19 protein-coding genes and 1 tRNA gene are annotated in these 26,891 nt (G+C 66.7%); 9 read left to right on the top strand and 11 right to left on the bottom strand.

Translation table 11 applies throughout. The features are described from left to right. Positions 1 to 89: 89 nt before the first annotated feature. The 4 genes from WS64_RS09580 to WS64_RS09595 all read right to left on the bottom strand — a co-directional run bounded on the left by WS64_RS09580 (position 90) and on the right by WS64_RS09595 (position 3,199). Entirely contained in the window at positions 90 to 572 is a 483-nt protein-coding gene (locus WS64_RS09580) for a low molecular weight protein-tyrosine-phosphatase (RefSeq protein WP_060966330.1), read from the bottom strand. Positions 573 to 674: 102 nt separating this feature from the next. Further along, positions 675 to 902, bottom strand: a complete 228-nt coding sequence (locus WS64_RS09585; RefSeq protein ID WP_060966331.1) for a hypothetical protein — start codon at positions 900 to 902, stop codon at positions 675 to 677. Positions 903 to 1,030: 128 nt separating this feature from the next. Further along, positions 1,031 to 2,443, bottom strand: coding sequence for a lactate utilization protein B (locus WS64_RS09590; protein WP_060966332.1), 1,413 nt, complete (start codon positions 2,441 to 2,443; stop codon positions 1,031 to 1,033). 33 nt (positions 2,444 to 2,476) lie between these two features. Beyond that, positions 2,477 to 3,199: a (Fe-S)-binding protein gene (locus tag WS64_RS09595; protein ID WP_006481974.1), complete on the bottom strand. Its 723-nt coding sequence runs from the start codon at positions 3,197 to 3,199 to the stop codon at positions 2,477 to 2,479. Between the two features lie 183 nt (positions 3,200 to 3,382). On the opposite strand from WS64_RS09595, the gene WS64_RS09600 reads away from it, so the two are divergent. Continuing rightward, on the top strand, positions 3,383 to 4,192 hold the full coding sequence (locus tag WS64_RS09600; RefSeq protein ID WP_006478384.1) for an IclR family transcriptional regulator: 810 nt from the start codon (positions 3,383 to 3,385) through the stop codon (positions 4,190 to 4,192). A 116-nt stretch (positions 4,193 to 4,308) separates the two neighbouring features. Here WS64_RS09600 and pbpG read toward each other — a convergent pair whose 3' ends face one another. Then, on the bottom strand, positions 4,309 to 5,475 hold the full coding sequence (pbpG, locus tag WS64_RS09605; protein WP_059643900.1) for a D-alanyl-D-alanine endopeptidase: 1,167 nt from the start codon (positions 5,473 to 5,475) through the stop codon (positions 4,309 to 4,311). 655 nt (positions 5,476 to 6,130) lie between these two features. Here pbpG and WS64_RS09610 point away from each other — a divergent pair. Beyond that, positions 6,131 to 6,697 (top strand): phasin family protein, encoded by a 567-nt coding sequence (locus tag WS64_RS09610; protein ID WP_034188948.1) that lies wholly within the window; start codon positions 6,131 to 6,133, stop codon positions 6,695 to 6,697. A 191-nt stretch (positions 6,698 to 6,888) separates the two neighbouring features. Here the strand turns inward: WS64_RS09610 and lpdA are convergent, their stop codons facing one another. From lpdA to aceE, 3 genes are all read right to left on the bottom strand, one after another. Continuing rightward, positions 6,889 to 8,655 (bottom strand): dihydrolipoyl dehydrogenase, encoded by a 1,767-nt coding sequence (gene lpdA, locus WS64_RS09615; protein WP_060966333.1) that lies wholly within the window; start codon positions 8,653 to 8,655, stop codon positions 6,889 to 6,891. 287 nt (positions 8,656 to 8,942) lie between these two features. Continuing rightward, positions 8,943 to 10,595, bottom strand: coding sequence for a dihydrolipoyllysine-residue acetyltransferase (gene aceF / locus WS64_RS09620; RefSeq protein ID WP_060966334.1), 1,653 nt, complete (start codon positions 10,593 to 10,595; stop codon positions 8,943 to 8,945). A gap of 69 nt (positions 10,596 to 10,664) precedes the next feature. Beyond that, the gene (gene aceE / locus WS64_RS09625) at positions 10,665 to 13,361 is read right to left on the bottom strand and encodes a pyruvate dehydrogenase (acetyl-transferring), homodimeric type (RefSeq protein ID WP_059583310.1); all 2,697 of its coding nucleotides are present in this window, start codon (positions 13,359 to 13,361) and stop codon (positions 10,665 to 10,667) included. 273 nt (positions 13,362 to 13,634) lie between these two features. Between aceE and fixL the strand changes: the two genes are divergently transcribed. From fixL to WS64_RS09645, 4 genes are all read left to right on the top strand, one after another. Next, entirely contained in the window at positions 13,635 to 16,151 is a 2,517-nt protein-coding gene (fixL, locus tag WS64_RS09630) for an oxygen sensor histidine kinase FixL (RefSeq protein ID WP_059583309.1), read from the top strand. Beyond that, on the top strand, positions 16,148 to 16,786 hold the full coding sequence (fixJ, locus tag WS64_RS09635; RefSeq protein ID WP_006493245.1) for an oxygen response regulator transcription factor FixJ: 639 nt from the start codon (positions 16,148 to 16,150) through the stop codon (positions 16,784 to 16,786). The genes fixL and fixJ overlap by 4 nt, the downstream gene beginning before the upstream one ends. Before the next feature lie 243 nt (positions 16,787 to 17,029). Beyond that, on the top strand, positions 17,030 to 17,890 hold the full coding sequence (folD, locus tag WS64_RS09640) for a bifunctional methylenetetrahydrofolate dehydrogenase/methenyltetrahydrofolate cyclohydrolase FolD (RefSeq protein ID WP_059583307.1): 861 nt from the start codon (positions 17,030 to 17,032) through the stop codon (positions 17,888 to 17,890). 293 nt (positions 17,891 to 18,183) lie between these two features. Further along, complete coding sequence (locus tag WS64_RS09645) at positions 18,184 to 20,271, top strand: M3 family metallopeptidase (protein ID WP_060966335.1); 2,088 nt, start codon at positions 18,184 to 18,186, stop codon at positions 20,269 to 20,271. Positions 20,272 to 20,331: 60 nt separating this feature from the next. Here WS64_RS09645 and dinB read toward each other — a convergent pair whose 3' ends face one another. Further along, on the bottom strand, positions 20,332 to 21,504 hold the full coding sequence (gene dinB / locus WS64_RS09650) for a DNA polymerase IV (RefSeq protein WP_060966336.1): 1,173 nt from the start codon (positions 21,502 to 21,504) through the stop codon (positions 20,332 to 20,334). A gap of 246 nt (positions 21,505 to 21,750) precedes the next feature. Here dinB and WS64_RS09655 point away from each other — a divergent pair, with 246 nt between their 5' ends. Together WS64_RS09655 and WS64_RS09660 are read left to right on the top strand one after the other, a co-directional pair. Further along, a complete protein-coding gene (locus WS64_RS09655) occupies positions 21,751 to 22,443 on the top strand; it encodes an aspartate/glutamate racemase family protein (RefSeq protein ID WP_060966337.1) in 693 nt (230 codons plus the stop codon). A 296-nt stretch (positions 22,444 to 22,739) separates the two neighbouring features. Then, complete coding sequence (locus WS64_RS09660) at positions 22,740 to 23,543, top strand: DUF3472 domain-containing protein (RefSeq protein WP_060966338.1); 804 nt, start codon at positions 22,740 to 22,742, stop codon at positions 23,541 to 23,543. A gap of 97 nt (positions 23,544 to 23,640) precedes the next feature. On the opposite strand, the gene WS64_RS09665 is transcribed toward WS64_RS09660, so the two are convergent. After that, a tRNA-Met gene (locus tag WS64_RS09665) sits at positions 23,641 to 23,717 on the bottom strand. Between the two features lie 183 nt (positions 23,718 to 23,900). On the opposite strand from WS64_RS09665, the gene xth reads away from it, so the two are divergent. After that, positions 23,901 to 24,677 carry an exodeoxyribonuclease III gene (gene xth / locus WS64_RS09670; RefSeq protein WP_059643883.1) on the top strand — a complete coding sequence of 259 codons (777 nt, stop codon included), beginning with the start codon at positions 23,901 to 23,903 and terminating at the stop codon, positions 24,675 to 24,677. 22 nt (positions 24,678 to 24,699) lie between these two features. Here the strand turns inward: xth and WS64_RS09675 are convergent, their stop codons facing one another. Continuing rightward, positions 24,700 to 26,808: a prolyl oligopeptidase family serine peptidase gene (locus WS64_RS09675; RefSeq protein ID WP_060966339.1), complete on the bottom strand. Its 2,109-nt coding sequence runs from the start codon at positions 26,806 to 26,808 to the stop codon at positions 24,700 to 24,702. Positions 26,809 to 26,891 lie beyond the last annotated feature (83 nt).

The raw sequence follows: 26,891 nt of genomic DNA on the forward strand, positions 1-26,891 counted from the left end.
TTTTGGTCAAGTATAAATATTTGACGATTTTAGTCAAGTATCCATGTCTTCGACAGGGTATTCGCAAACCGCTGAATTTCCCGTGTCGATCAGCGCGCGGCGCGACTGCGCAGCGTGTCCAGCAGGCCCGCGCACGCGCGCTCGACCTGATCGAGCACCTGTTCGAAGCCCTGCTCGCCGCCGAAATAAGGATCGGCCACCTCGGTCTCGGCCGCGCCCGGCGCGAATTCCATCAGCAGGCGCACCTTGTCGCGATACGCCGGCGGACAGCGCCGGCGCAATTCCGCGAGGTTGGCTTCGTCCATCGCCAGCAGCAGGTCGAAGCGCTCGAAATCCGCCGCGCTCACCTGCCGCGCCCGCAGCGCCGACAGGTCATAGCCGCGGGTGCGGGCCGCCGCCTGCGCGCGCGAGTCGGGCGGCTCGCCGACGTGCCAGTCGCCGGTGCCGGCCGAATCGATCACGATCCGGTCGGCCAGCCCGGCCGCGCCCACCTGGTGGCGCATCACGCCTTCCGCCGTGGGCGAACGGCAGATATTGCCGAGACAGACGAAACAGATCGCTACGCGGGTCATCGCACTATCGGAAAACCGCGGCGAACCGCGTGGGAAGAAGAACACGCCATTATACAAAGGCGCCCGAAATCGCGCCGCCGCGCGAAGCGACGGCGACGTGCCTTACAGCGCCTTGGGCGCAGCGATCACGACGTCGCCGGATGCGGCCGGCAGCGGCTTCGCCGCGTCGTCGACCAGCCCGAACGACACCGCGCGCGCAAGTTCGGCGGACGCCTGATGAGCCGCGAGCGGGCCGCGCGACGGCGCGTCGGCCACCGCATGCAGATAGGCAGCCGCCGCCAGCGGAACCACGATTGCCAGCGGCCAGTACATCGATATTGTCTTTTTCATGATGCGTACCTCCTTGACCTCGCACCCCGAAACCCGATTCCGGGGACTACAGCCAAGATTCTATAGATCGCATCTATCGAGATAAATATGCGAATAGCGAACGCACTGTTGCTGCTCGCTGAACAGTGTCAGCCGAGGTGGCTTTGCGACGCCGCGTACAGCTCGCGGAACGTGCGCCCGGTCGGTGTCGGCATGTCGCGCGTGTCCATCCAGCCGCCCATCAACGGCAGGCGCCGCAGCATGCCGCCATTGTCGCCCAGCCGCTCGAGGACGCGCACCGCGAGCTTGGTCGTCAGCGCATACAGCATCGGCCGCCGGGCGAGGAAACCCCACGCGGCGAGCGCCGCCCGCTCGCGCCACGGCCGCAGATGGCGCTCGACCTGCTTCTCGCGCAGCGTGCGCAACAGGTGCGACAACGGAATCCCGACCGGACATACGCTGTCGCATTCGCCGCACAGCGTCGCTGCCTGCGGCAGGTCGAGCGCGCGATCGAGCCCGACGTAGCTCGGCGTCAGCACCGATCCCATCGGCCCCGGATAGACCCAGCCGTACGCATGACCGCCGACCTTCTGGTACACCGGGCAATGGTTCATGCACGCGCCGCAGCGGATGCAGCGCAGCATCTCCTGGAATTCGCCGCCGATCAGGCCCGTGCGGCCGCCGTCGACGAGCACCACGTAGTTGTGCTCGGGGCCGTCCTCGTCGCCGGGCCCGCGCGGCCCGGTCAGCAGCGAGAAATAGTTCGACGTCTTCTGCCCGGTCGCGGAACGCGGCAGCAGCCGCATCGCGGTCGCGAGATCCTCGAGCGTCGGCAGCACCTTCTCGATGCCCGTCACCGCGACATGCACGCGGGGCATGACCGTGCACATGCCCTCGTTCCCTTCGTTCGTCACGATCGCGACCGAGCCCGTCTCGGCGATCACGAAGTTGCCGCCCGTCACGCCCATGTCGGCCGACATGAAATGCGGGCGCAGCACCTCGCGCGCCTCGCGCGTCATGTCCGGAATCTCGGTGAGCCGCTCGCGCCGGTGCGTGCGCGCGAACAGGTCGGCGATCTCGTCCTTGTCCTTGTGCACGACGGGCGCAATGATGTGGCTCGGCGGCTCGTTGTCGTTGATCTGCAGGATGTATTCGCCGAGGTCCGTCTCGATCGACTGCACGCCCATCTCGGCGAGCACCGCGTTCAGCTGCATTTCCTCGGACACCATCGACTTGGTCTTGATGACCTTCTTCACGTCGTGCCGGCGCGCGATGTCGGCCACGAGCCGCGCGGCATCGGCGGTCGTTTCGGCGAACAGCACCGTCGTGCCGCGCCGCGTCGCCTCGCGCTCGAATGCCTCGAGCCACACGTCGAGATTCTCCAGCGCGCGGTTGCGGCGCGCCTTGAGCGCGGCGCGCGTGGCCGGGAAGTCGATCAGGGTCATCGCGTCGGCGCGGGCGGACACGAACTTCGTCGACAGTTTCTTCAGGTTCTGCTGCAGGCGCTGGTCGGCCAGCTTCTGGCCGGCGCGCGCCTTGAAATGCATCGATTGGACTTGCATCGCGGTATCGGGGAAAGTGAGCGGAACCGGGCGTCAGACGTCGCCCGCCAGCACCTGCGCGACGTGCAGCACGCGCGTGTCGCGGTCGCCGGTGCGGCGCAACCGCCCTTCGATGTTCAACATGCAGCCGAGATCGCCCAGCACGACCGTGCCCGCGCCCGACGCGCGCACGTTCGCGCATTTCTCGTCCGCGATGGCCGCCGAGATGTCGCCGTACTTGACCGCGAACGTGCCGCCGAAGCCGCAACAGTGCTCGCAATCCTTCATCTCGGTCACCGCGACGCCGCGCTGCGCGAGCAGCGCGCGCGGCTGCGCCTTCACGCCGAGCTCGCGCAGGCCCGAGCACGAATCGTGATAGGTGACCGGCCCGGCGAACTCGCCCGGCGCGAGCGACACCTTCGCGACGTTCGCGAGGAAGTCGGTCAGTTCGTGAACTTTCTGCTGGAACCGCGTGTAGCGCCCCATCAGCTCGGGATCGTCGCGAAACAGGTCGCCGTAGTGCGCGCGGATCATCCCGCCGCACGAACCCGACGGCGCGACGACGTAATCGAACTGCTCGAACTCGCGCAGGGTCTTTTCCGCGAGGTCGCGCGCCAGCGCGCGGTCGCCCGAGTTGTAGGCCGGCTGGCCGCAGCAGGTCTGCGCGGGCGGCACGATCACCTCGTAGCCGGCGTCGCGAATCAGCTTGAGCGCCGAAAAACCGATTTCGGGGCGCATCAGGTCGACCAGGCAGGTCACGAACAAACCGACTCGCATACGTGCTCCTTCGAGAAAACGGCTCTCATTATCCGACGTTTGACCGGCAAGACCAACGCCGGCCCGCGCGCAAGCCCGCGGCGCACGAAACGAGGACTTCCTCGAACGGCGTTCGCTTTTTTCACGATACGAGATACAATCGGTCCAACACCGCCTGACGCGTCAATCGATTCCTCCCCCGACATGAGCCAACCCACCCCCGATTCAAAAACGTCGATCCAGGTGATCGAACGCATGATGCGGTTGCTGGACGCGCTCGCCGCGCACAGCGACCCCGTCAGCCTGAAGGAACTCGCGCAGCGTACGGAACTGCACCCGTCGACCGCGCACCGCATCCTCAACGACATGGTGACCTGCCGCCTCGTCGACCGCTCCGATCCCGGCACCTACCGCCTCGGCATGCGGCTGCTCGAGCTCGGCAATCTCGTGAAGGCGCGCCTGTCGGTGCGCGACGCGGCGCTGATGCCGATGCGCGAGCTGCACCGCCTCACCGGGCAGACCGTGAACCTGTCGGTGCGCCAGGGCGACGAGATCGTCTATATCGAGCGCGCGTACTCCGAGCGCTCGGGAATGCAGGTCGTCCGCGCGATCGGCGGCCGCGCGCCGCTGCATCTCACGTCGGTCGGCAAGCTGTTCCTCGCGGCCGACGAGACGTCGCGCGTGCGTGCCTATGCCACGCGCACGGGGCTGTCCGGCCATACGCAGAACAGCATCACCGATATCGCGAAGCTCGAACGCGAGCTGACGATCGTCCGTCAGCAGTCGTGCGCGCGCGACAACGAGGAGCTCGAACTCGGCGTGCGCTGCATCGCGGCCGGCATCTACGACGATTCCGGGAAGCTCGTTGCCGGCCTGTCGCTGTCGGCGCCGGCCGACCGGCTGCAGGACGCATGGCTCGGCCAGTTGAGCCGGACGGCGCTCACCATCTCGGAATCGCTCGGCTACCGGCCGGCGCCCGAGAAAGACGTGGACGGGCTGCAGCGGCAGGCGTAAGCCTCGCCGTCGGCCCGGCACCGGCACCGGCTCCCGATTCGTCGGACAAAAAAGCCCCGCGATCGCGGGGCTTCTTCGTTGCGGCGATCGGCATGGCGGCGAACCGCCGTGGACGATCAGGTGCCGCCGTTCGGCGTGTTGGCCGCCGTCAGGCGCTCGCCGCCGCCGGCATCGAGCCAGTTGCGCAGGCGCGACGCGTCGGCGAAGCGCGAGTACTTGCCGAACGAATCGAGCAGCACCATCACCATCGGCCGGCCGTGGATCGTCGCCTGCATCACCAGGCATTCGCCCGCTTCGTTGATGAAGCCCGTCTTCTGCAGGCCGATGTCCCACGAGCCGTTGCCGCGGATCAGCGCGTTGGTGCTGTTGTAGACCAGGTTGCGCTTGCCCGTGTACACCTCGTAGGTGCGATCGGTCGAGAACTGACGGATCATCGGGTACTGGTACGCCGCATTGACCATCTTCACGAGGTCGCGCGCGCTCGACACGTTCGAGCTCGACAGGCCGGTCGAATTCTCGAAGTGCGTGTCGGACATGCCGAGCGACTTCGCCTTCGCGTTCATCGCCGCGATGAACGCCGGGCGGCCGCCCGGGTAGTAACGCGACAGCGCTGCCGCCGCGCGGTTTTCCGACGCCATCAGCGCGATGTGCAGCATGTCCTCGCGCGACAGCACCGAGCCGACCGACAGGCGCGAGCCCGTGCCCTTCTCGTAGTCGCGGTCTTCGTCGGTGACTTCGATCTGGTCGGTCATCGGCGCTTTCGAGTCGAGCACGACCATTGCCGTCATCAGCTTCGAGATCGACGCGATCGGCACGACCGCGTGCGAATTCTTGTCGAACAGCGGCTCGCCGGTATTCTGGTCGACGACGTACGCGACGCTCGAGCGCAGCGCGAGCGCGTCGGGCGTGTCGTGCAGGCCGAACGCCTGGCCGACCGTCGGGCGGCGCGGCTGGAACGCGACCTTGCGCACCGCGCCGCGATGGCCGCCGTGCACGCTGTTCGCCGCGAGCGTCACGCGCTTTCGCGACGCCTTCGCGCGCGGCGCATCGGCCGACGCGACCTTGGCGGATTTGTCGGAGGTCGCCCCGGCCGACTTCTTCTTCGCGGACGAAGCAGGAGCGACGGCCTTTTTCTTGGCGGCTTGGGTCTTCGCAGTGGCGGCGAAGGCGTCAGCAGGCGTGACGGACGCGGTGGTCGCCAGCAACGCGACTGCGACCGACACAGCGGTGCCGAGCGTCATGCTCTGCAACAATCTGCGCGGTGAAAACGATTCGGCTTTCATTGGGGTCTGGACAAAGCGGGCGGGAGGTTTCCGCAAGTGTAGTTAAAGCTTAAAAAAAGAGCAATATTAGGCACTTACCGATCGTCTTTAAACCGGAATGTAAGAGTCGGCCAACCTCTGGCCAATCGACTCTCCCGCTCCCATCGAAAAAAAACCATGGGACGCACTGCCCGACAGCGCCCGTCTCCCGATTACCGCACGGTTAATTGAGATAACGTCACTTTGGAGGCGATTTAAAGCGGGGAAACTACGTATCCGGGGCTCGGCGTGCCAAGGGCGCCGGTCTCGACCGTGGCGGCGGCACGTCGCCACGGCACGCGCATCGAAACGGCGCGTTTTTCGACAGGAACAGAAGGATAACGTTCCATGGGCCTGTCAGGTTTACCGGTGCATGATCATGGTGCGGCGCGTTTGCCCCGCCGCCGTGCGCACCATGTGGGAACGTGCCTGAAACCGATTCCGAACGGCCGCGATAACTCGTTGTTTTATCGATAATTTGTCGCGATTGTGCAACGCACAAAAAATGCTTGACATCCGCTTTCTCTGCCCTAAAATAGGCCTCATTGCTGCGTTGCACAAAGCACGCGGCGCCGAAGTTCCCCAGCGTAGTGCCCTTTATCCTGCGATCGACGCGATCGCTTTTCAGGAGCCTGACATGTCCTTGCTGACCCCCGAGCAAATCGCCGCCGCCCAAAAAGCCAACCTCGAAAGCCTGTTCGGTCTGACGACCAAGGCGTTCGAAGGCGTCGAGAAGCTGATCGAACTCAACCTGCAAGTCGTGAAGTCGACGCTGGCCGAAGGCCAGGAAAATGCACAGCGCCTGCTGTCGGTGAAGGACGCGCAGGAACTGATCGCGCTGCAGGCGAGCCTGTCGCAGCCGGTCGCGGAAAAGGTGCTGTCGTACGGCCGTCACCTGTACGAAATCGCATCGTCGACGCAAGCCGAATTCGCGAAGGTTGCCGAAGCGCAATTCGACGAGCAGAACAAGAAGGTCCAGGCGCTCGTCGACAACGTCGCGAAGAACGCCCCGGCCGGTTCGGAAACGGCCGTCGCCGCACTGAAGTCGGCGCTGAACGCTGCGAACACCACGTACGAAACGGTTCAGAAGGCCACGAAGCAAGCAGTGGAAATCGCTGAAACGAACTTCAACGCCGCTGCCGCCGTCGCCACGAAGGCTGCCACCGCCGCTGCCGCACGTCGTTCGAGCAAGCCGGCCGCGTAAGCGTCCCCTGCTCCTGAAAGAGCCGCGCGCAGCGCGGCTTTTTCGTTTCCGGCGCCCGAGCGCGCGCGGGCGGCGAACCGCCCGCCACAACGAGCCCGTCGCACGCCCCGCAAAAGAAAACGCCGTCGGCCGGATGACCCGGGCGACGGCGTTTTTTCACGGCCGGCGCGTGGCCGGCCGTACCGCTCGCGTTACTTCTTGCGCTGCGGCGGCAGGTCCGTACAGACGCCTTCGTACAGTTCGGCGGCCATGCCGACCGATTCGCCGAGCGTCGGGTGCGGATGGATCGTCTTGCCGATGTCTTCCGCGTCCGCGCCCATCTCGACCGCGAGGCACACTTCGCTGATCAGGTCGCCCGCGTTCAGGCCGACGATGCCGCCGCCGATCACGCGATGGGTTTCCTCGTCGAAGATCAGCTTCGTGAAGCCTTCGTCGCGGCCGTTCGCGATCGCGCGGCCCGACGCGGCCCACGGGAACACGGCCTTGCCGTACTTGATGCCTTCGGCCTTGCACTGGTCTTCCGTCTTGCCGGCCCACGCCACTTCCGGATCGGTGTACGCCACCGACGGGATCTGCAGTGCGTCGAAATACGCCTTCTCGCCGTGCGCGGCTTCCGCGGCGACGTGGCCTTCATGCACGGCCTTGTGCGCGAGCATCGGCTGGCCGACGATATCGCCGATCGCGAAGATGTGCGGGACGTTCGTGCGCATCTGCTTGTCGACGTCGATGAAGCCGCGATCCGTGACCGCGACGCCGGCCTTGTCGGCACCGATCTTCTTGCCGTTCGGGCTGCGGCCCACCGCGACGAGCACGAGGTCGTAGCGCTGCGCTTCCGCGGGCGCCTTCTCGCCCTCGAACTTCACGTAGATGCCGTCTTCCTTCGCTTCCGCGCCGACCGTCTTGGTCTTCAGCATCACGTTGCCGAAGCGCTTCGCGTTGTACTTTTCCCAGACCTTCACGAGATCACGGTCGGCGCCCATCATCAGGCCGTCCATCATTTCGACGACGTCGATCTCCGCGCCGAGCGTCGCGTACACCGTGGCCATTTCGAGGCCGATGATGCCGCCGCCGATCACGAGCATGCGCTTGGGCAACTGGCGCAGTTCGAGCGCGCCCGTCGAATCGACGACGCGCGGGTCTTCCGGCATGAACGGCAGCTTCACCGCTTGCGAGCCGGCGGCGATGATCGCCTGCTTGAACTTGACGACCTTCTTGCCGTTTTCGCCCTGCACTTCCATGTGGAACGGATCGACGAACGCGCCGACGCCGGTGACCACTTCGACCTTGCGCGCCTTCGCCATGCCGGCGAGGCCCGTCGTCAGTTTCTTGACGACGCCGCCCTTGAAGTCGCGCAGTTTGTCGAGATCGACTTGCGGCTTGCCGAACGTGATGCCGTGCGACGCGAGCGCCGCGGCTTCGTCGATGACGAGTGCCGTGTGCAGCAGCGCCTTCGACGGGATGCAGCCGACGTTCAGGCACACGCCGCCGAGCGTCGAATAGCGTTCGACGAGCACGGTCTTCATGCCGAGATCGGCGGCGCGGAACGCGGCCGAGTAGCCGCCGGGGCCGGCGCCGAGCACGAGCATGTCGCACTCGATGTCGGCGGCGCCGCCGTAGCTGCCGGCTTGCGGCGCGGGTGCCGGCGCGGCTGCGGCCGGCGCCGGTGCGGCGGCTGCGGGCTTCGGCGCTTCGGGTGCTTTCGCGGGAGCGGCTGCGCCTGCCGAGGCTTCGACGATGGCGATGATGGTGCCTTGCGAGACTTTCTCGCCGGCTTTGACCTTGACTTCCTTGACGGTGCCGGCGACGTCGCTGGGCACTTCCATGGAGGCTTTATCGGATTCGAGCGTGATGAGGGTTTGTTCTTTTTCGATCACGTCGCCGGGTTTGACGTTGACTTCGATGACATCGACGCCGCTGAAATCGCCGATATCCGGAACCTTGACTTCGATGAGACTCATGACTGTCCCCTTCTTGATTGACTGCGGAGAGAGAGGGAGGGGGCTGGCGAAAAAGCGGAACCTGACGACATGCGGCCTGACAAGAGCACGGGACGTTGGGCAGGACCACCTTTGCCGTCCGCCCAAGGACGCGCCTTTCTTTTGGTTACTTTTCTTTGGAAGACAAAGAAAAGTGACCGCCGCCCCGCGCAGGGGCGACGCTAGCAGACCGTTAGCGCAACAGGTTCAACGAAAGGGCGTGGAGAACCAACAAAAAACCACGCCCCCGCGAGCCCCCTCCCCGCTCATCAAAGAATGATGCGACGGAAATCGGCGAGCAACGCCCCGAGATACGCATTGAATCGCGCGGCCTCGGCGCCATCGATCACGCGATGGTCATACGACAGCGACAGCGGCAGCGTGAGCCGCGGCACGAACTGCTTGCCGTCCCACACCGGCTTCATCTGGCCGCGCGACAACCCGAGGATGGCGACTTCCGGCGCATTGATGATCGGCGTGAAGTTCGTCCCGCCGATGCCGCCGAGCGACGAGATCGAGAAGCAGCCGCCCTGCATCTGGTCCGGCTTCAGCTTGCCGTCGCGCGCGGCCTTCGACAGCTCGGCCATTTCCTTCGCGATATCGACGAGCCCCTTCTTGTCCGCATCGCGGATCACCGGCACGACGAGACCGTTCGGCGTGTCGGCTGCAAACCCGATGTGGTAGTACTGCTTGAACACCAGGTTGTCGCCGTCGAGGCTCGCGTTGAAGGTCGGGAACTTCTTCAGCGCGGCGACGACTGCCTTGATCACGAACGCGAGCATCGTGAACTTCACGCCCGCCTTCTCGTGTTCCTTGTTCAACTGGACGCGCAGCGCTTCGAGCTCGGTGATGTCCGCTTCGTCGTTGTTCGTGACGTGCGGGATCATCACCCAGTTGCGATGCAGGTTCGCGCCCGAGATCTTCTTGATGCGCGACAGCGGCTTCGCCTCGAACGGGCCGAACTTCGAGAAGTCGACCTTCGGCCACGGCAGCAGGTTCAGCTCGCCGCCGCCTGCCGGCGCGGCTGCCGCGGCCGGCGCCGCGCGCTGGCCGGTCATCACGCCCTTCACGAAGCCCGTGATGTCTTCCTTCGTGATGCGGCCCTTCGGACCGCTACCCTGCACGCGCGCGACTTCGACGCCGAGTTCGCGTGCGAACTTGCGCACGGACGGCGACGCGTGGCTCGCGCGGTATTCACCCGAGGGCGCAGCGGCCGGCGCGGCAGCAGCCGGTGCGGGCGCGGCCTGCGCGGGCGCCGGTGCGGCAGCAGGCGCGGGCGCCGGAGCAGCCGGAGCCGGCGCGGTGGCCTGCGGCGCGGCGGCAGCCGGTGCACCGGCGGTTTCGAGCAGCACGATCAGCGTGCCTTCCGACACCGAATCGCCCACCTTCACCTTGATGTCCTTCACGACGCCGGCAGCCGGGCTCGGCACGTCCATCGTCGCCTTGTCCGATTCGAGCGTGACGAGCGACTGTTCCTTCTCGACCGTGTCGCCGACCTTCACGCCGATCTCGATCACCGGAACGTCCTTGTAGTCGCCGATGTCGGGCACCTTCACCTCGAGCGTACCGCCGGCGGCTGCCGGGGCGGCGGCGGGCGCCGCGGCGGCCGATGCCGGCGCTGCTGCCGGAGCCGGGGCCGGAGCCGCGGCCGGCGCGGCCGCGCCGTTCGCCTGGGCGCCTGCGCCACCTTCGAGCAGCACGATCAGCGAACCTTCCGACACGGAATCGCCGACCTTGACCTTGATTTCCTTCACGACGCCGCCGACCGGGCTCGGCACGTCCATCGTCGCCTTGTCGGACTCGAGCGTGACGAGCGACTGCTCGGGCTCGACCGTATCGCCGACCTTCACGCCGATCTCGATGACCGGCACGTCCTTGTAATCGCCGATATCCGGCACCTTCACTTCGATCGCTTGACTCATCTGTTTCTGTCTCCATGGCCGCGCGCGCTCCTCGCGGGAGCGGCGCGCGGCATTACACGGCGTGTGCGTTTAAACGGTCATCGGGTTGGGCTTGGACGGATCGAGGTTGTACTTGGCGATCGCGTCCGCGACCACCTTGCGCTCGATCGTGCCTTCGTCGGCCAGCGCGTTGAGCGCGGCGACGGTGACCCAGTGACGGTCGACCTCGAAGAAGTGACGCAGCTTCTCGCGGGTGTCCGAACGACCGAAGCCGTCGGTGCCCAGCACGACGAAGCGGCGGTCGATCTGGCCGCGGATCTGGTCGACCAGCGCACGGACGTAGTCGGTCGACGCGATGACCGGGCCCTGCGTGTCCTTCAGGCACTTCTGCACGTGCGACAGGCGACGCTCCTCGGTCGGATGGAGCAGGTTCCAGCGCTCGACGTCGTGGCCTTCGCGCGCGAGCTCGGTGAAGCTCGGCACGCTCCACAGGTCGGCGGCGACACCCCAGTCGTTCTTCAGCAGGTCGGCGGCGGCGATCACTTCGTTGAAGATCGTGCCCGCGCCGAGCAGCTGGACGCGCGGCGCCTTCTTGTCGGCGTCGGCCTTCCTGAACGCGTACATGCCCTTGATGATGTCGGCCGCCACGTGCTCGCCCTGCGGAATCGCCGGGTGCTCGTAGTTCTCGTTCATCACCGTGATGTAGTAGTACACGTCTTCCTGGTCCTGCACCATGCGGCGCAGGCCGTCCTGGATGATCACCGCGAGTTCATAGCCGAACGTCGGGTCGTAGCTCACGCAGTTCGGCACCGATGCCGCCCACAGCAGCGAGTGGCCGTCTTCGTGCTGCAGGCCTTCGCCGTTCAGCGTCGTGCGGCCCGCCGTGCCGCCGAGCAGGAAGCCGCGCGAGCGCATGTCGCCCGCGGCCCAGGCGAGGTCGCCGATCCGCTGGAAGCCGAACATCGAGTAGAAGATGTAGAACGGCACCATGATCTCGCCGTGCGTCGAATACGACGTCGCCGCCGCGATCCAGTCGCACATGCCGCCCGCTTCGTTGATGCCTTCCTGCAGGATCTGGCCGGTCTGCGATTCCTTGTAGAACATCAGCTGGTCGGAATCTTCCGGCACGTACTTCTGGCCTTCCTGGTTCCAGATACCGATCTGGCGGAACAGGCCTTCCATGCCGAACGTACGCGATTCGTCCGGAACGATCGGCACGACGCGCTTGCCGAGCGCCTTGTCCTTCAGCAGGATGTTCAGGATCCGCACGAACGCCATCGTCGTCGAAATCTCGCGGCCTTCGCCCGTGCCCTTCAGGAGCGGCTCGAACGCGTCGAGCGCCGGCACCGGCAGCGACGTCGCCTTCTCGCGGCGGTGCGGCAGGTAGCCGCCGAGGTCCATGCGCTTCTGGCGCATGTATTCGAGTTCCTTCGAGCCTTCCTCGAACTTCAGGTACGGCACGTCGGCGATCTGCTCGTCGGTGATCGGCAGGCGGAACTGGTCGCGGAACTTCTTCAGTTGCTCGACCGGCAGCTTCTTCTGCTGGTGCGTGATGTTCATCGCCTGGCCCGACTCGCCCATCCCGTAGCCCTTGATGGTCTTCGCGAGGATGACGGTCGGCGCGCCCTTCGTGTTCGTGGCTTCGTGGAACGCCGCGTAGATCTTGTGCGGATCGTGGCCGCCGCGGTTCAGCGCCCAGATGTCGTCGTCCGACCAGTCGGCGACGAGCGCCTTCAGCTCAGGCGTGTTGAAGAAGTGCTCGCGAACGTACGCGCCCGACTCCGACTTGTACGTCTGGTATTCGCCGTCGACGCACTCCATCATGCGGCGCATCAGCGCGCCCGACTTGTCGCGTGCGAACAGCGCATCCCAGCGGCTGCCCCAGATGACCTTGATCACGTTCCAGCCGGCGCCGCGGAATTCCGATTCGAGTTCCTGGATGATCTTGCCGTTGCCGCGCACCGGGCCGTCGAGACGCTGCAGGTTGCAGTTGATCACGAACACGAGGTTGTCGAGCTTCTCGCGGCTCGCCATGCCGATCGCGCCGAGCGATTCCGGCTCGTCCGTCTCGCCGTCGCCGAGGAACGCCCACACCTTGCGGCCTTCCGTCTTCGCGATGCCGCGCGACTCGAGGTACTTCATGAAGCGTGCCTGGTAGATCGCCATGATCGGGCCGAGGCCCATCGACACGGTCGGGAACTGCCAGAAGTCCGGCATCAGCCACGGGTGCGGGTACGACGAGATGCCCTTGCCGTCGACTTCCTGGCGGAAGTTGTCGAGCTGCTCTTCCGACAGGCGGCCGAGCAGGAACGCGCGCGAGTACACGCCCGGCGACGAGTGGCCCTGCACGAACACGAGATCGCCGCCGTGCTGGTCGGACGCCGCGTGCCAGAAGTGGTTGTAGCCGACGTCGTAGAGCGTCGCGGCCGATGCGAACGATGCGATGTGGCCGCCGACGTTCGTGTCCTTGCCTGCACGCAGCACCATCGCGAGCGCGTTCCAGCGCGTGTACGAACGGATGCGGTGCTCGATGTCCTGGTCGCCCGGAATCTTCGCCTGGGCTTCGACCGGAATCGTGTTGATATACGGGGTATTGGCGGAGAACGGCAGGTGTTCGCCGTGCATGCGGGCGAATTCGATCTGCTTTTCGATCAGGTAGTGCGCGCGGCCAGTGCCCACGGAGGAGATCACGCCATCGAGCGACTCGAGCCACTCGACGGTTTCTTGCGGGTCGTCGTCACGTTCGGCGGCGACATATTTCATCACTTCGTTCGGTACAGCGGACATTCTCGTCTCCTGGGTCCTGGAATGTGAGGATCGCTCTCGTGCAGACGACGCGACGCGACCGGCTGCGGGCAAGCTCCGACGGATTGTAATGAGCGTGGACGGGCCTGCGCAACAAAATTTTCGAATTGTGAGATCTTTTCTCGCCATGCGGAATATTGCTGCGCTGCACCCTTGTTTCGGGGCTCCGCGGCCCGTCTCGTCGGAACAAAACCGTTTCCGTTCAACATATCCGGTAGCGGTTTTCCATGTATTGCGCTGCGCTACAATCCTGCCATGTTGACCGATCGGCTTTTCGCACGCTCGGCGCGACCGCCGGGCCCGCCGGCGGAGTCGCAGCCGTCCCGTTGGCACCACGGACCGTGGTGGTCCAACTCCTATCTGCTGACGCCGCTGCTGTCGATCCTGGTGTTCCTCGTCGTGATGAGCCTCATCCTGTGGAGCCTCAACCGGCGCGAACAGCAGCAGCAGGAAGACACCCTCTTTCGCAACGTCGCGTGGGCCCAGCAGCAGATCCGCCTGTCGATGACGGGCGCGCAGGAACAGTTGCAGGCGCTGTCGCGCGACCTCGCATCCGGCCGGCTCGACCAGAACGCATTCCAGATGGCCGTCGCGGACGTCATGCAGACGCATCCGGAAATCCTCTACCTGAACTGGTACACCGCGCCCGGCGTGCAGCGCTGGCCGACCGTGCATCCGCCGTTGCTCGGCCAGCGGCTCGCGAAACCCGGCGACGCGCAGATGCAGGAGGCCGTGCGCGGCGCGTACGACGAGGCGCGCAGCACGCGCCGCCAGGCCTATTCGCCGCTGATCTACGACGACTTCGGCAACGGCTTCATCACGTTGCAGACGCCCGTGATGCGCGGCGACCGCGAATATCTCGGCGCGATCGCCGCGGTGTTCTCGGTCGAAGGGATCCTGAAGCACGACATCCCGCAGGAATTGTCGTCGAAGTACAAGATCTCGATCACCGATTCGAACAACCGCGAGCTGTCATCCACGTCGACGCGCCCGCGCCTGCCGCGCGACTCGCACTACGACCTGCCGCTCGACCCGCCCGGCCAGGGGCTGACGGTGCGCGTGTATGCGTTCCCGCAGCTCACGAACCTCACCAACAACACGCTCGTGTGGCTCGTCGCCGGCCTGTCGTGCTTCGTGCTGTGGAGCCTCTGGAGCCTGTGGAAGCACACGCGCCAGCGCTTCGAGGCGCAGCAGGCGCTGTACGCGGAGGCGTTCTTCCGCCGCGCGATGGAAAACTCGGTGCTGATCGGCATGCGCGTGCTCGACATGCACGGCCGCATCACGCACGTGAACCCCGCGTTCTGCCGGATGACGGGCTGGGACGAAACCGATCTCGTCGGCAAGGTCGCGCCGTTCCCGTACTGGCCGCGCGACGCGTACCCGGAAATGCAGCGCCAGCTCGACATGACGCTGCGCGGCAAGGCGCCGAGCTCGGGCTTCGAGCTGCGCGTGCGGCGCAAGAACGGCACGCTGTTCCATGCGCGCCTGTACGTGTCGCCGCTGATCGACAGCTCGGGCCGCCAGACCGGCTGGATGTCGTCGATGACCGACATCACCGAGCCGAAGCGCGCGCGGGAGGAACTCGCCGCCGCGCACGAGCGCTTCACGACGGTGCTCGAAAGCCTCGACGCCGCGGTGTCGGTGCTCGCCGCCGACGAAGCCGAGCTGCTGTTCGCGAACCGCTACTACCGCCACCTGTTCGGCATTCGCCCGGACGGCCATCTGGAGCTGTCGGGCGGCGGCTTCGACCGCGCGCAGGCGTCGTCCGACTCGATCGACATGGTCGACGCGTTCGCGGGCCTGCCGGCCGCCGCGCTGACGAGCAGCACCGCCGACGCGCAGGAGGTGTACGTCGAGAGCATCCAGAAGTGGTTCGAGGTGCGCCGCCAGTACATCCAGTGGGTGGACGGCCACCTCGCGCAGATGCAGATCGCGACCGACATCACGACCCGCAAGAAGGCGCAGGAACTCGCGCACCAGCAGGAAGAAAAGCTGCAGTTCACGAGCCGATTGATGACGATGGGTGAAATGGCGTCGTCGATTGCTCACGAATTGAATCAGCCGCTCGCCGCGATCAACAACTACTGCTCGGGCACGCTCGCGCTCGTGAAGAGCGGCCGCGGCACGCCCGAGACGCTGCAGCCCGCGCTGGAAAAGACCGCGCAGCAGGCGCTGCGCGCGGGGATGATCGTCAAGCGGATCCGCGAATTCGTGAAGCGCAGCGAGCCGAAGCGCCAGCCGGCGCGGGTCGCGGACATCGTCGCCGACGCGGTCGGGCTGGCCGAAATCGAGGCGAGAAAGCGCAGGATCCGGATCGTCACGGAAATCCTCGCAAGAATGCCTATTATTTATGTCGACCCCGTGCTGATCGAGCAGGTGCTGGTGAACCTGATGAAGAACGCAGCCGAGGCGATGGCCGACGTGAAGCCGGCGTCGGTGGACGGCGTGATCCGCGTCGTCGCCGACATCGATGCGGGCTTCGTCGACATCCGTGTGATCGACCAGGGCCCGGGCGTCGACGAAGCGACCGCCGAGCGCCTGTTCGAACCGTTTTACAGCACCAAGTCCGACGGCATGGGCATGGGGCTGAACATCTGCCGTTCGATCATCGAATCGCATCGGGGGCGTCTGTGGGTGGTCAACAACGTCGAGCCGGATGGCCGCATTTCCGGCGCGACGTTCCACTGCAGCCTGCCCATTGGGGAACCCGCTGATCTCGGCCAAGGGGGGCGCGAGGCATCGGCATCACATACCGTTACGGGAGAACTATGAATAGCCCTGTCACCACCACTCAGGAAACCGTCTTTGTCGTCGACGACGACGAGGCCGTACGGGACTCGCTGCGCTGGCTGCTGGAGGCGAACGGCTATCGCGTGCAATGCTTCTCGAGCGCCGAGCAGTTCCTCGATGCGTACCAGCCGGCGCAGCAGGCAGGCCAGATCGCGTGCCTGATTCTCGACGTGCGGATGTCGGGCATGAGCGGCCTCGAGCTGCAGGAACGCCTGATCGCCGACAACGCCGCGCTGCCGATCATCTTCGTCACCGGTCACGGCGACGTGCCGATGGCCGTGTCGACGATGAAAAAGGGTGCGATGGACTTTATCGAGAAACCGTTCGACGAAGCCGAGCTGCGCAAGCTCGTCGAGCGGATGCTCGACAAGGCCCGAAGCGAAAGCAAGAGCGTGCAGGAGCAGCGTGCCGCGAGCGAACGCCTGTCGAAGCTGACCGCGCGCGAGCAGCAGGTGCTCGAGCGGATCATCGCGGGCCGCCTGAACAAGCAGATCGCCGACGATCTCGGCATCAGCATCAAGACGGTCGAGGCGCACCGCGCGAACATCATGGAAAAGCTCAACGTCAACACGGTGGCCGACCTGCTGCGCCTCGCGCTGTCGAAGAAACAGGCCTGAGCGTGTTCCCGGGCCGCGGCGGCAGCGCCGCCCGGCCCGCAACCGGCGCTTGCCGCCCCGCGCGATGCGGCCCACTCGCGCGGCGGCGCGCCGTTTCTCCCGGCGCGCGCGCGCCGCGGCCATGACGCTTCCCGTTGATTCGCTGTCGGACGGCAGCAGGCGAACGGTATAATTACGTGCTTTGCTACGGCGCTTTCGGGCGCCGTACGCCCGCATCCCAACTTCCCGGCAGAACCCACCACCATGACAGCCCTCCTCATCGACGGCAACGCCCTTTCGAAGACCCTGCGCGCCCAGGCCGCCGAACGCGCCGCCGCGCTGACCGCACGCGGCCACCAGCCCGGTCTCGCGGTGATCCTCGTCGGCGCCAACCCGGCGAGCGAAGTCTACGTGCGCAACAAGATCAAGGCGTGCGAGGACAACGGCTTCTTCTCGCAGAAGGATGCCTACCCGGACACGCTGTCGGAAGCCGATTTGCTCGCGCGCATCGACGAGCTGAACCGCGATCCGAAGATCCACGGCATCCTCGTCCAGCTGCCGCTGCCCGCGCATATCGACAGCCACAAGGTGATCGAGGCGATCGCGCCGGAAAAGGACGTCGACGGTTTTCACGTCGCGAACGCGGGCGCGCTGATGACCGGCAAGCCGCTGTTCCGCCCGTGCACGCCGTACGGCGTGATGAAGATGTTCGAAGCGCACGGCATCGCGCTGCAAGGCGCGAACGCGGTCGTGATCGGCCGCTCGAACATCGTCGGCAAGCCGATGGCGATGATGCTGCTCGACGCCGGCGCGACCGTGACGATCTGCCACAGCAAGACGCGCGACCTCGCCGCGCATACGCGCCAGGCCGACGTCGTGGTCGCCGCGGTCGGCAAGCGCAACATCCTGACCGCCGACATGGTGAAGCCGGGCGCGACGGTGATCGACGTCGGCATGAACCGTGACGACGCGGGCAAGCTGTGCGGCGACGTCGATTTCGCGGGCGTGAAGGAAGTCGCCGGCTACATCACGCCGGTGCCGGGCGGCGTCGGCCCGATGACCATCACGATGCTGCTGATCAACACGATCGAATCCGCCGAACGCGCGGCTGCCGCCGCGGCCTGACGCACTACCCGCTCAGCCGGCGCGCGCTTGCGCGCGCCGGTGTCCCGCCAGCCGCGCTCGCCCCGGCGGCGCCGCGCCGGCCCGCGGCGGCCTACCGTCGGGCCGCCGGCCGCCGAATGCCGTTCCCGGCCACGCCCGTCGCTGCGCATCCGACCCTGCGTCAATCGCGTCATTAGAAACTAACGATTGGAAAGCGCACGATGCGCCCCAATAATGTCGGTATCGGGCGCGCTCGCGCCCAGCCGCCGTTACCCTTTTCATCCCGGTTCATCCGGCAACAGACAGGGAGTCTTATGTCCGCCAGCGCCCATACCAATCCGCTCCTCGACTTCTCCGGCCTGCCCCGTTTCAGCGAGATTCGCCCGGAACACGTGACGCCCGCGCTCGATACGCTGCTCGATGCCGCCAACCGCGCAGTCGAAGCCGCGAGCGCCAGCGAGACGCCGGCGACCTGGGCCGCCGTCGTCGAGACGGTCGAGCAGGCCACGGAGCCGCTCGGCCGCGCATGGGGCATCGTCGGCCACCTGAACGCGGTCGCCGACACGCCCGAACTGCGCGCTGCCTACGGCGAAAACCTGCCGCGCGTGACCGAGTTCTGGTCGAGCGTCGGCCAGAATCTCGCGCTGTACGAAAAGTACAAGGCGATCGCCGCGAGCGCCGAATACGCGACGCTGTCCGCCGAGCGCAAGAAGATTCTCGACAACGCGCTGCGCGACTTCCGCCTGTCGGGCGCCGAGCTGCCCGAGGAGCAGAAGCCGCGCTTCGCGGAGCTGCAGGAACAACAGGCCGCGCTGTCGAAGGCGTTCTCCGATCACGTGCTCGACGCGACCAACGCGTACGCGTACTTCGCGAAGGACGAAGCCGAACTGGCCGGCCTGCCCGGCGACGCGATCGAGGCCGCCCGCGAGGCCGCGCAGAAGGACGGCAAGGAAGGCTGGAAATTCACGCTGCATTTCCCGTCGTATTTCCCGGTGCTGCAGTACGCGAACAACCGCGCGCTGCGCGAGACGCTCTATCGCGCGTATGCGACGCGCGCGTCGGAACTCGGGCCGCAATACGGCGACGGCAAGGCCGAATGGGACAACACGGCGATCGTCGCCGATGCGCTCAAGCTGCGCCGCGAAGAGGCGCAGATGCTCGGCTACCGCAACTTCGCCGAAGTGTCGCTCGCGCCGAAGATGGCCGAATCGCCGCAGCAGGTGATCGCGTTCCTCGAGGATCTCGCGACGCGCGCCCGCCCGCACGCGGAGAAGGACTGGGACGAGCTGCGCACGTTCGCCGCGAAGGAGCTCGGCCTCGCCGAACTCGCACCGTGGGACGTCGCGTACGCGGCCGAAAAGCTCCGCCAGCAACGCTATGCGTTCTCGGAAAACGAGGTCAAGCAGTACTTCCCGGAACCGGCCGCGCTGAAGGGCCTGTTCACCGTCACCGAAACGCTGTTCGGCGTCAAGATCAAGCCGGACGACGCGCCGGTGTGGCATAAGGACGTGCGCTTCTTCCGCGTCGAGAACCGCGATGGCTCGCTCGTCGCGCAGTTCTATCTCGACCTGTACGCCCGCGAAGGCAAGCGCGGCGGCGCGTGGATGGACGACGCGCGCTCGCGCGCGAAGCGCGGCAGCGACGTGCAGACGCCCGTCGCGTACCTGACCTGCAACTTCTCCGCGCCGGTCGGCGGCAAGCCCGCGTGCTTCACGCACGACGAAGTGATCACGCTGTTCCATGAATTCGGCCACGGGCTGCACCACATGCTCACGCGCGTCGACGAGCTCGGCGTGTCGGGCATCAACGGCGTCGAATGGGATGCGGTCGAACTGCCGTCGCAGTTCATGGAAAACTTCTGCTGGGAATGGGACGTGCTGTCGTCGATGTCGTCGCACGTCGATACGGGCGCCGCGCTGCCGCGCGAGCTGTTCGACAAGATGATCGCCGCGAAGAACTTCCAGAGCGGGCTCGGCACGCTGCGCCAGATCGTGTTCTCGATGTTCGACATGCTGCTGCACGTCGATTTCGACCCGGCCGGCGCCACCGGCGTGACCGCGTTCGCGCGCGAGATCAACGAGCGCTATCACGTGATCCCGCAGGCGGCGTTCTCGCGCTGGCCGAACACGTTCAGCCATATCTTCGCGGGCGGCTATGCGGCCGGCTACTACAGCTACAAGTGGGCCGAGGTGCTGTCGGCCGATGCGTATGCGGCGTTCGAGGAAGCCGCCGCCGCCAGCGGCAGCGTGCTCGATGCGGCAACCGGCACCCGCTATCGCCGCGAGATCCTCGAGGTCGGCGGCAGCCGCCCCGCGATGGAATCGTTCAAGGCGTTCCGCGGCCGCGAGCCGCAGATCGACGCGCTGCTGCGCCACAACGGGATGGCGGCGTCGGCGCACTGAGCGCGCGCTGCCGGGTTCGTCCGGCTGCATCGACAGGCACCGCTTCGGCGGTGCCTTTTTTCATTGCGCGGGCGTGTCGTCGCCCGTTTCGTCGTCGAACAGCAGGAATTGCCCGTGGCGCTCGGCCGTGTCCTCGTCGATGCGCACGCCAACGCCGAGCAGCCGCACCGGCTGCGCGCGCCGCAACAACCCCTTCGCGAGCAGCGTGACGGCCGTCTCGGCATTCGTCGCGTCGGCCACGCACTCGACCGTCGTGCGCTGGAAATCGGCGAAGCGGATCTTCACGTACAGCTTGCGGATCGATCGCGCGGCGCCCGCGCGCTCGATCCGCGCGTCGAGCTGCACGACGAGGCGGCGAATTTCGTCCGCGCATTGCTCGAGCGTCGTCAGGTCGGTCACGTAGGTCGTCTCGACACTGACCGACTTGCGCTCCTGGTCGGCCTGCACGGGCCGTTCGTCGATCCCGCGCGACAGTTCGTACAGGCGCCGCCCGAACGCGCCGAATTCGCGGTGCAGGTCGATCAGCGGCCAGTCGCGCAACTGCGCGCAGGTCTGGATGCCAAGCCGGTCGAGCCGCGCGGCCGTCACCTTGCCGACGCCGTGCAGCTTGCGCACCGGCAGCGCCGCGACGAACGCGTCGATCTCGTGCGGCCGCACGACGAACAGCCCGTCGGGCTTGTTCCAGTCGGACGCGATCTTCGCGATGAACTTGTTCGGCGCGACGCCCGCCGACACGGTCACGCCGACCGTGTCGCGCACCCGTTCGCGGATCTCGCGCGCAATCAGCGTCGCACTGCCCTGGCAACGCGACGACCCGCTGACGTCGAGGTAAGCCTCGTCGAGCGACAGCGGCTCGACGTCGGGCGTGTAGTCGCGATAGATCGCCATGATCTGTCGCGACGCCGCGCGATACTTGTCCATCGCGGACGGCAGGATCAGCAGGTCCGGACACTTGCGCATCGCCAGCGCCGACGACATCGCCGAATGCACGCCGTAGCGCCGCGCCTCGTAGTTGCAGGTCGCGATCACGCCGCGCTGGTCGGGGCGGCCGCCGACCGCGAGCGGCCGGTTGCGCAGCGACGGGTCGTCGCGCATCTCGACCGACGCGTAGAAGCAGTCGCAGTCGCAATGAATGATCTTGCGCATGCGTGGCGGCGCGTCGCCGGACGGTGCGTGCGGATCGGCAGGCGGGATGGTGGTCGGGTTCACGGTGCCGATACTGTACAAAAACACAGTGCCGGTTTCAACTGCCGCGTACGTCCGGGGCCGGCTGCGCGAACCGACCGCCCGGGGCCGCGCCCCCTCGCCCGTCGCCTCAACCGGCCGTCCGGCAGCAGCCCTCCGCCAGCGGCCCTCCGCCACCGGCCCTCCGCCACCGGCTGCGCCGTACCGGCCCGGTTTGTGCGGATCGTACCGGCCAGGCACGGGCGGCGGCACCTATACTCGTCTGCCGCGATACACGAAACGCAAAGGTGACAGATGAAGACGATCGGACTGATCGGCGGCATGAGCTGGGAATCGTCGGCCGAGTACTACCGGATGATCAACCGGCACTCGAAGGCATTGCACGGCGGGCATCACAACGCGAAGAGCGTGCTGGTCACGGTCGACTTCGCCGAAATCGAAGCGCTGCAGCGCACGCACGACTGGGCCGCGCTCGGCGAACGGATGGCCGACGCCGCCCGGCAGCTCGAAGCGGCCGGCGCCGATCTCGTGGTCCTGACGACCAATACGATGCATCGCGTGCACGACGCGATCGAAGCCGCGGTGACGCTGCCGTTCCTGCACATCGCCGATCCGACCGGCAGCGCGCTGCGCGACGCGGGCGTCGAACGCGTCGCGCTGCTCGGCACGCGCTACACGATGGAGTTGCCGTTCTATGCGGCGCGGCTGCGCGAAAAGTTCGGGCTCGACGTGCTCGTGCCGGACGAGCGCGGGCGCGACGACGTGCACCGCATCATCTACGACGAGCTGTGCCACGGCGTCATTTCGGCGGAATCGCGCACGACGTATGTGTCGATCATCGACGCACTGGCGAAGCGCGGCGCGCAGGCCGTGATCCTCGGCTGCACGGAAATCATGCTGCTGATCGGCGCGGACGACTCGCCGCTGCCGGTCTTCGATACGACCGCGCTGCACGCGAAGGCGGCCGTCGAGTGGGCTGCGCGCTGAACGACGCGCGCCGGCGCGGATCGACAATTGCCGCCCGAGAGCATCGCCGCATTGTTCCGTGCGGCAGGATTCACGCTCCCGGCGGGCGCGTCGCCGCGCGCCCGGCTCCGTGCTCTCGCCCGTCACACGGGCCTGGCGCGCACGGCCAGCGGATCACCTGGCTCGCTTCACGCGGGCGCGCCGACGTAACGGCTTATCTGTTGGGAATAAAGTGACCGCAAATGGGTACACGCGCAGCGGCGCCGCAAACGACGCTGCTCGTCGCGCGCTCTTTTCCACCAACAGGTAACCGGAACATGAAAAAACTCAGCACCGCGTTCGGCGCGCTACTCGCCGTGTCGGTCACGCTCAACGCGCACGCCGACCCCAACATCACCGCATCGGCGGCCACGACGCCCAAGGACGGGTTCGATCGCATGACGTGGGACGTCACGCCCGAAGTCGTGCCGACCCACGTCAACGCCAGTTACTACTGGGCCAACCAGTTGGCGTCGCAACATGGCGGGCACGCGATCTACACCGGCATCCAGCCGCGCACGCAAGGCAGCAACCTGGTGATCTTCAGCGCGTTCGGTACCGGCACGGCGCCGCTGTCGGCGAATTGCCGCGGCGGCGCCGACGGCGGTTCCGGAACATCGTGCTCGATCGCCTACGGGTGGGAAACCGGCCACGCCTATCGGTTGCAAGTGACCGTGACGCAGGCCAATCGCAGCGACGGGCGCTCGACCGTCGACGGCTTCATCACCGACGTCGCCACCGGCGCGACGACGCCGACCGGCAGCATTGCCGTGCCGGCCGACTGGGGCGGCCTGTCGAACTCGGCGTATCTGTTCGACGAGTACTTTCCGTTCAACGCCGCGTCGAAGGACCCGATGCAGCGACCCTGCGTACCGTATGCCCGCTACATGACGTCGCTGCCGCATTTCTATCTGAAGGATGTCGACTACCCGACGGCCGAGCGGTCGATCCGGCTGAATGCGGGCAAGGACAAGTGCGCGGTGCTGTCGGGCACGCCGAACGCGCGGGCCACGCTGGTCAACACGACGACCTATCTGCTCGAAAACGGCTTCCTGCCGGGAAGCCCGGGCGCACCAAAATAACGGGCGGGCGCGGAAAACAAAAAACCCGGCATGGAGCCGGGTTTTTCGTAGACGAAGTGCGCATCGGTCAATTGCGCGGCACATCGTCTGGTGTGCTTGGTTGCGGGGACAGGATTTGAACCTGTGACCTTCGGGTTATGAGCCCGACGAGCTGCCAGACTGCTCCACCCCGCGTCAGAGAAATAAATTATAGGGTGAGGAAGTACTCACGTCAATACCTTTGTCACAGTTTCTGCTTCCGCTGCCCGGGCGACGATGCGCGGCCCCAGGCACGCATCGCATGACGCGCGCGTTCGCACCCCATGCTCGCGGTAAGATGGCGGCCTTCGCATTCACGCCGCACGCACTCTCCCGTTCATGAAAATCGCCACCTGGAACGTCAACTCGCTCAACGTCCGCAAACAGCACGTGCTCGACTGGCTCGCGCAAAGCGGAGCCGACGTACTGTGCCTGCAGGAACTGAAGCTGCCGGACGAGAAATTCCCGCGCGCCGATCTCGAGGCGATCGGCTACCGCAGCTGGTTCGCCGGCCAGAAGACCTACAACGGCGTCGCGATCCTCGTGCGCGACACGCTCGCCGTCGACGAATCGGACGTCGTGCGCAACATCCCCGGCTTCGAAGACACGCAGCAGCGCGTGATCGCCGCGACGGTCGACGGCGTGCGGATCGTGTCCGCGTACTTCCCGAACGGCCAGGCGCTCGACTCCGACAAGTTCGTCTACAAGATGCAATGGCTCGACGCGCTGCAGGCGTGGCTGCGCACCGAGCTGCAACGCTATCCGAAGCTCGCGCTGCTCGGCGACTACAACATCGCGCCGGAAGACCGCGACGTGCACGATCCCGCGAAATGGGAAGGCCAGAACCTCGTGTCGCCGCAGGAGCGCGCGCACTTCAAGCAGTTGATCGAACTCGGCTTCGTCGATGCGTTCCGCCGCTTCGAACAGCCGGAAAAAACCTTCACGTGGTGGGACTACCGGATGATGGCGTTCCGCCGCAACGCGGGGCTGCGCATCGACCACATCCTGCTGTCGCCGGCGCTCGCGGCGACCTGCGCGTCGTGCGAAGTCGATCGCACGCCGCGCACGTGGGAACAGCCGTCCGACCACACGCCCGTCGTCGCGATCGTCGGCTGATCGCGCACGCGCCCGCGCGCGATCACCGCCGCGCGGGCGCCGGCCCGAGATGGGCCCACAGGAAACCGAATTCGGCTGCATCGGCTTGCGCGCGTTCGAGATCGTCCGCAGTGCCGTGGCCGCCGTCGGTGTTCTCCCAGTACCACACCCGTTCGTGACCGAGCGCCTGCATGCGCGCGGCCATCTTGCGCGCATGCGCGGGATGCACGCGGTCGTCGCGCGTCGACGTCGTCAGCAACAACGGCGGGTACACGACACCTTCGCGCACGCGGTGATACGGCGAATACGCGGCCAGCGCCGCGCCCTCGCGCGGATCGTCCGGGTCGCCGTATTCGTCGAGCCATGCGGCGCCCGCGTGCAGCTTCGGATAGCGCTGCATGTCGAGCAGCGGCACGCGGCACAGCACCGCACCGAACAGCTCCGGCCGCTGCATCATGCACGCGGCGACCAGCAGCCCGCCGTTGCTGCCGCCCTCGATTCCGAGCTGCGCGGCGGTCGTCACGCCGGTCGCGGCCAGATCCTCGGCGACCGCGATGAAATCGTCGAACGAACGCTGCCGGTGTTCACGCTGCGCGTCGACGTGCCAGCGCGGCCCGAATTCGCCGCCGCCGCGGATGTGCGCGAACACCATCACGCCGCCGCGTTCGAGCCAGCCGATGCCGAACGCATCGCTGTAACCCGGCAGGTTCGGGATCGCGAAGCCGCCGTAGCCCGACAACAGGCACGGCCGCGCGACCCGCGCCATGCCCTCCGTCGGGTCGAGCGCATCGCGCGGCCCGATCAGCGTGTACGGCACCACCGTGCCGTCCCGCGAACGCGCGCTCGCGCGGCGTACGACGAGCCCGGCCGCATCGAACTGCACCGGCGGCCGGTCGAGCAGCACGCGGCGCGCGCCCGCATCGTCCGCGCGGTCGGCCAGATCGGCCAGCCAGCATTCGGGCGGATCGAGATACGTATCGACGTCGACGTACACCTCGTCGTTCAGCGTCGCTTCGACGGGCTCGACGTCGATCTGCGCATCGCCCGGCCATTCGAACGGCCGCGCATCCCACGTCCACGACCCGTCGTCGCGCTGCCGCGGCTGCCACAGCATCGTGCGGTTGTGCACGTCGTCGAGCCAGCTCGCGATCAGCATCGTGCGCGTGTGCGTCCACGTACAGGCGGACGTCGTCGGCTGCGGCGCGAACAGCGTCGTGAAGTCGCGCGCGCCGGCGAGGAACGCCTGCTCGCGGATCGCGAGCAATGAGCCACCCGCGTGGCGCACGCCATCGCAATCCCAGTCGAGGCGCGGCTCCAGCACGAGCCAGCCTTCCCAGAACCCGACCTCGACGTGCGTCGGCACGTCGTAGCGCGCCCATTCGCCCGCGTCGGTCAGCCGGTACGCGTGTGCATCGAAGAAATCGACGCTGCGCCACGCGACGTGGCGGCGGTCGATCGGATCGAACCACGCACCCGCGCTGATGTCGTCCGGCTCGCCCTTGAACACGACCGGCGCGTCGGCGAGCGCCGTACCGCGCACCCAGCGCCGCGCTTCATACGGATAACCGGCCGCGGTCGCATGCGCTTCGCCGCGATCCCAGCTCACGTAAACGGTGTCGCGATCGATCCAGCCGACCGTGTGATGGCCCGGTTCGTCGATCGTGAAGCCGCCATCGACGAACCGGCGCTCGACGAGATCGAATTCGCGCACGACGACCGCGTCGGCACCGCCCGGCGACAGCGACAGCAGCGCGCGATCGCCGTCCGGATACAGGATCGCCTCCTGCTCGAACACCCACGACTCGCCCTCTTCGGCGCCGAGCGCGTCGATATCGAGCAGCGTTTCCCAGTCGGGGCGGCCGGCACGCCAGTCGTCCCAGCGCGTGCGGCGCCACAGGCCCTTCGGGTGGAGATCGTCCTGCCACAGGTCATACGCCCAGTCGCGCCAGCGGGTGGGAATCACCGGGCGTTCGCGCGGCAGATACGCTTTCGCGAGACGCGCGGTCAGCGCGCGATAGGCATCGTCGTCGCGCAGCGCGGCGCGCGTGCGCGCATTCTGCTCGTCGACCCACGTGCGGGCGCGCTTGCTGTCGAGCGCCTCGAGGAAACGGAACGGGTCGGCCCCGGCGGGCCAGCGGAAGGAATCGGACATTGAGGGTCAGCGGAATGGCAAACTGCGTGCAAACCGCGATTATGTCCGATCGCGGCATGCGCGGGCCCGCGCATGCCGCGAAT

The sequence above is a fragment of the Burkholderia anthina genome (genome assembly GCF_001547525.1).
Classification (GTDB): domain Bacteria; phylum Pseudomonadota; class Gammaproteobacteria; order Burkholderiales; family Burkholderiaceae; genus Burkholderia; species Burkholderia semiarida.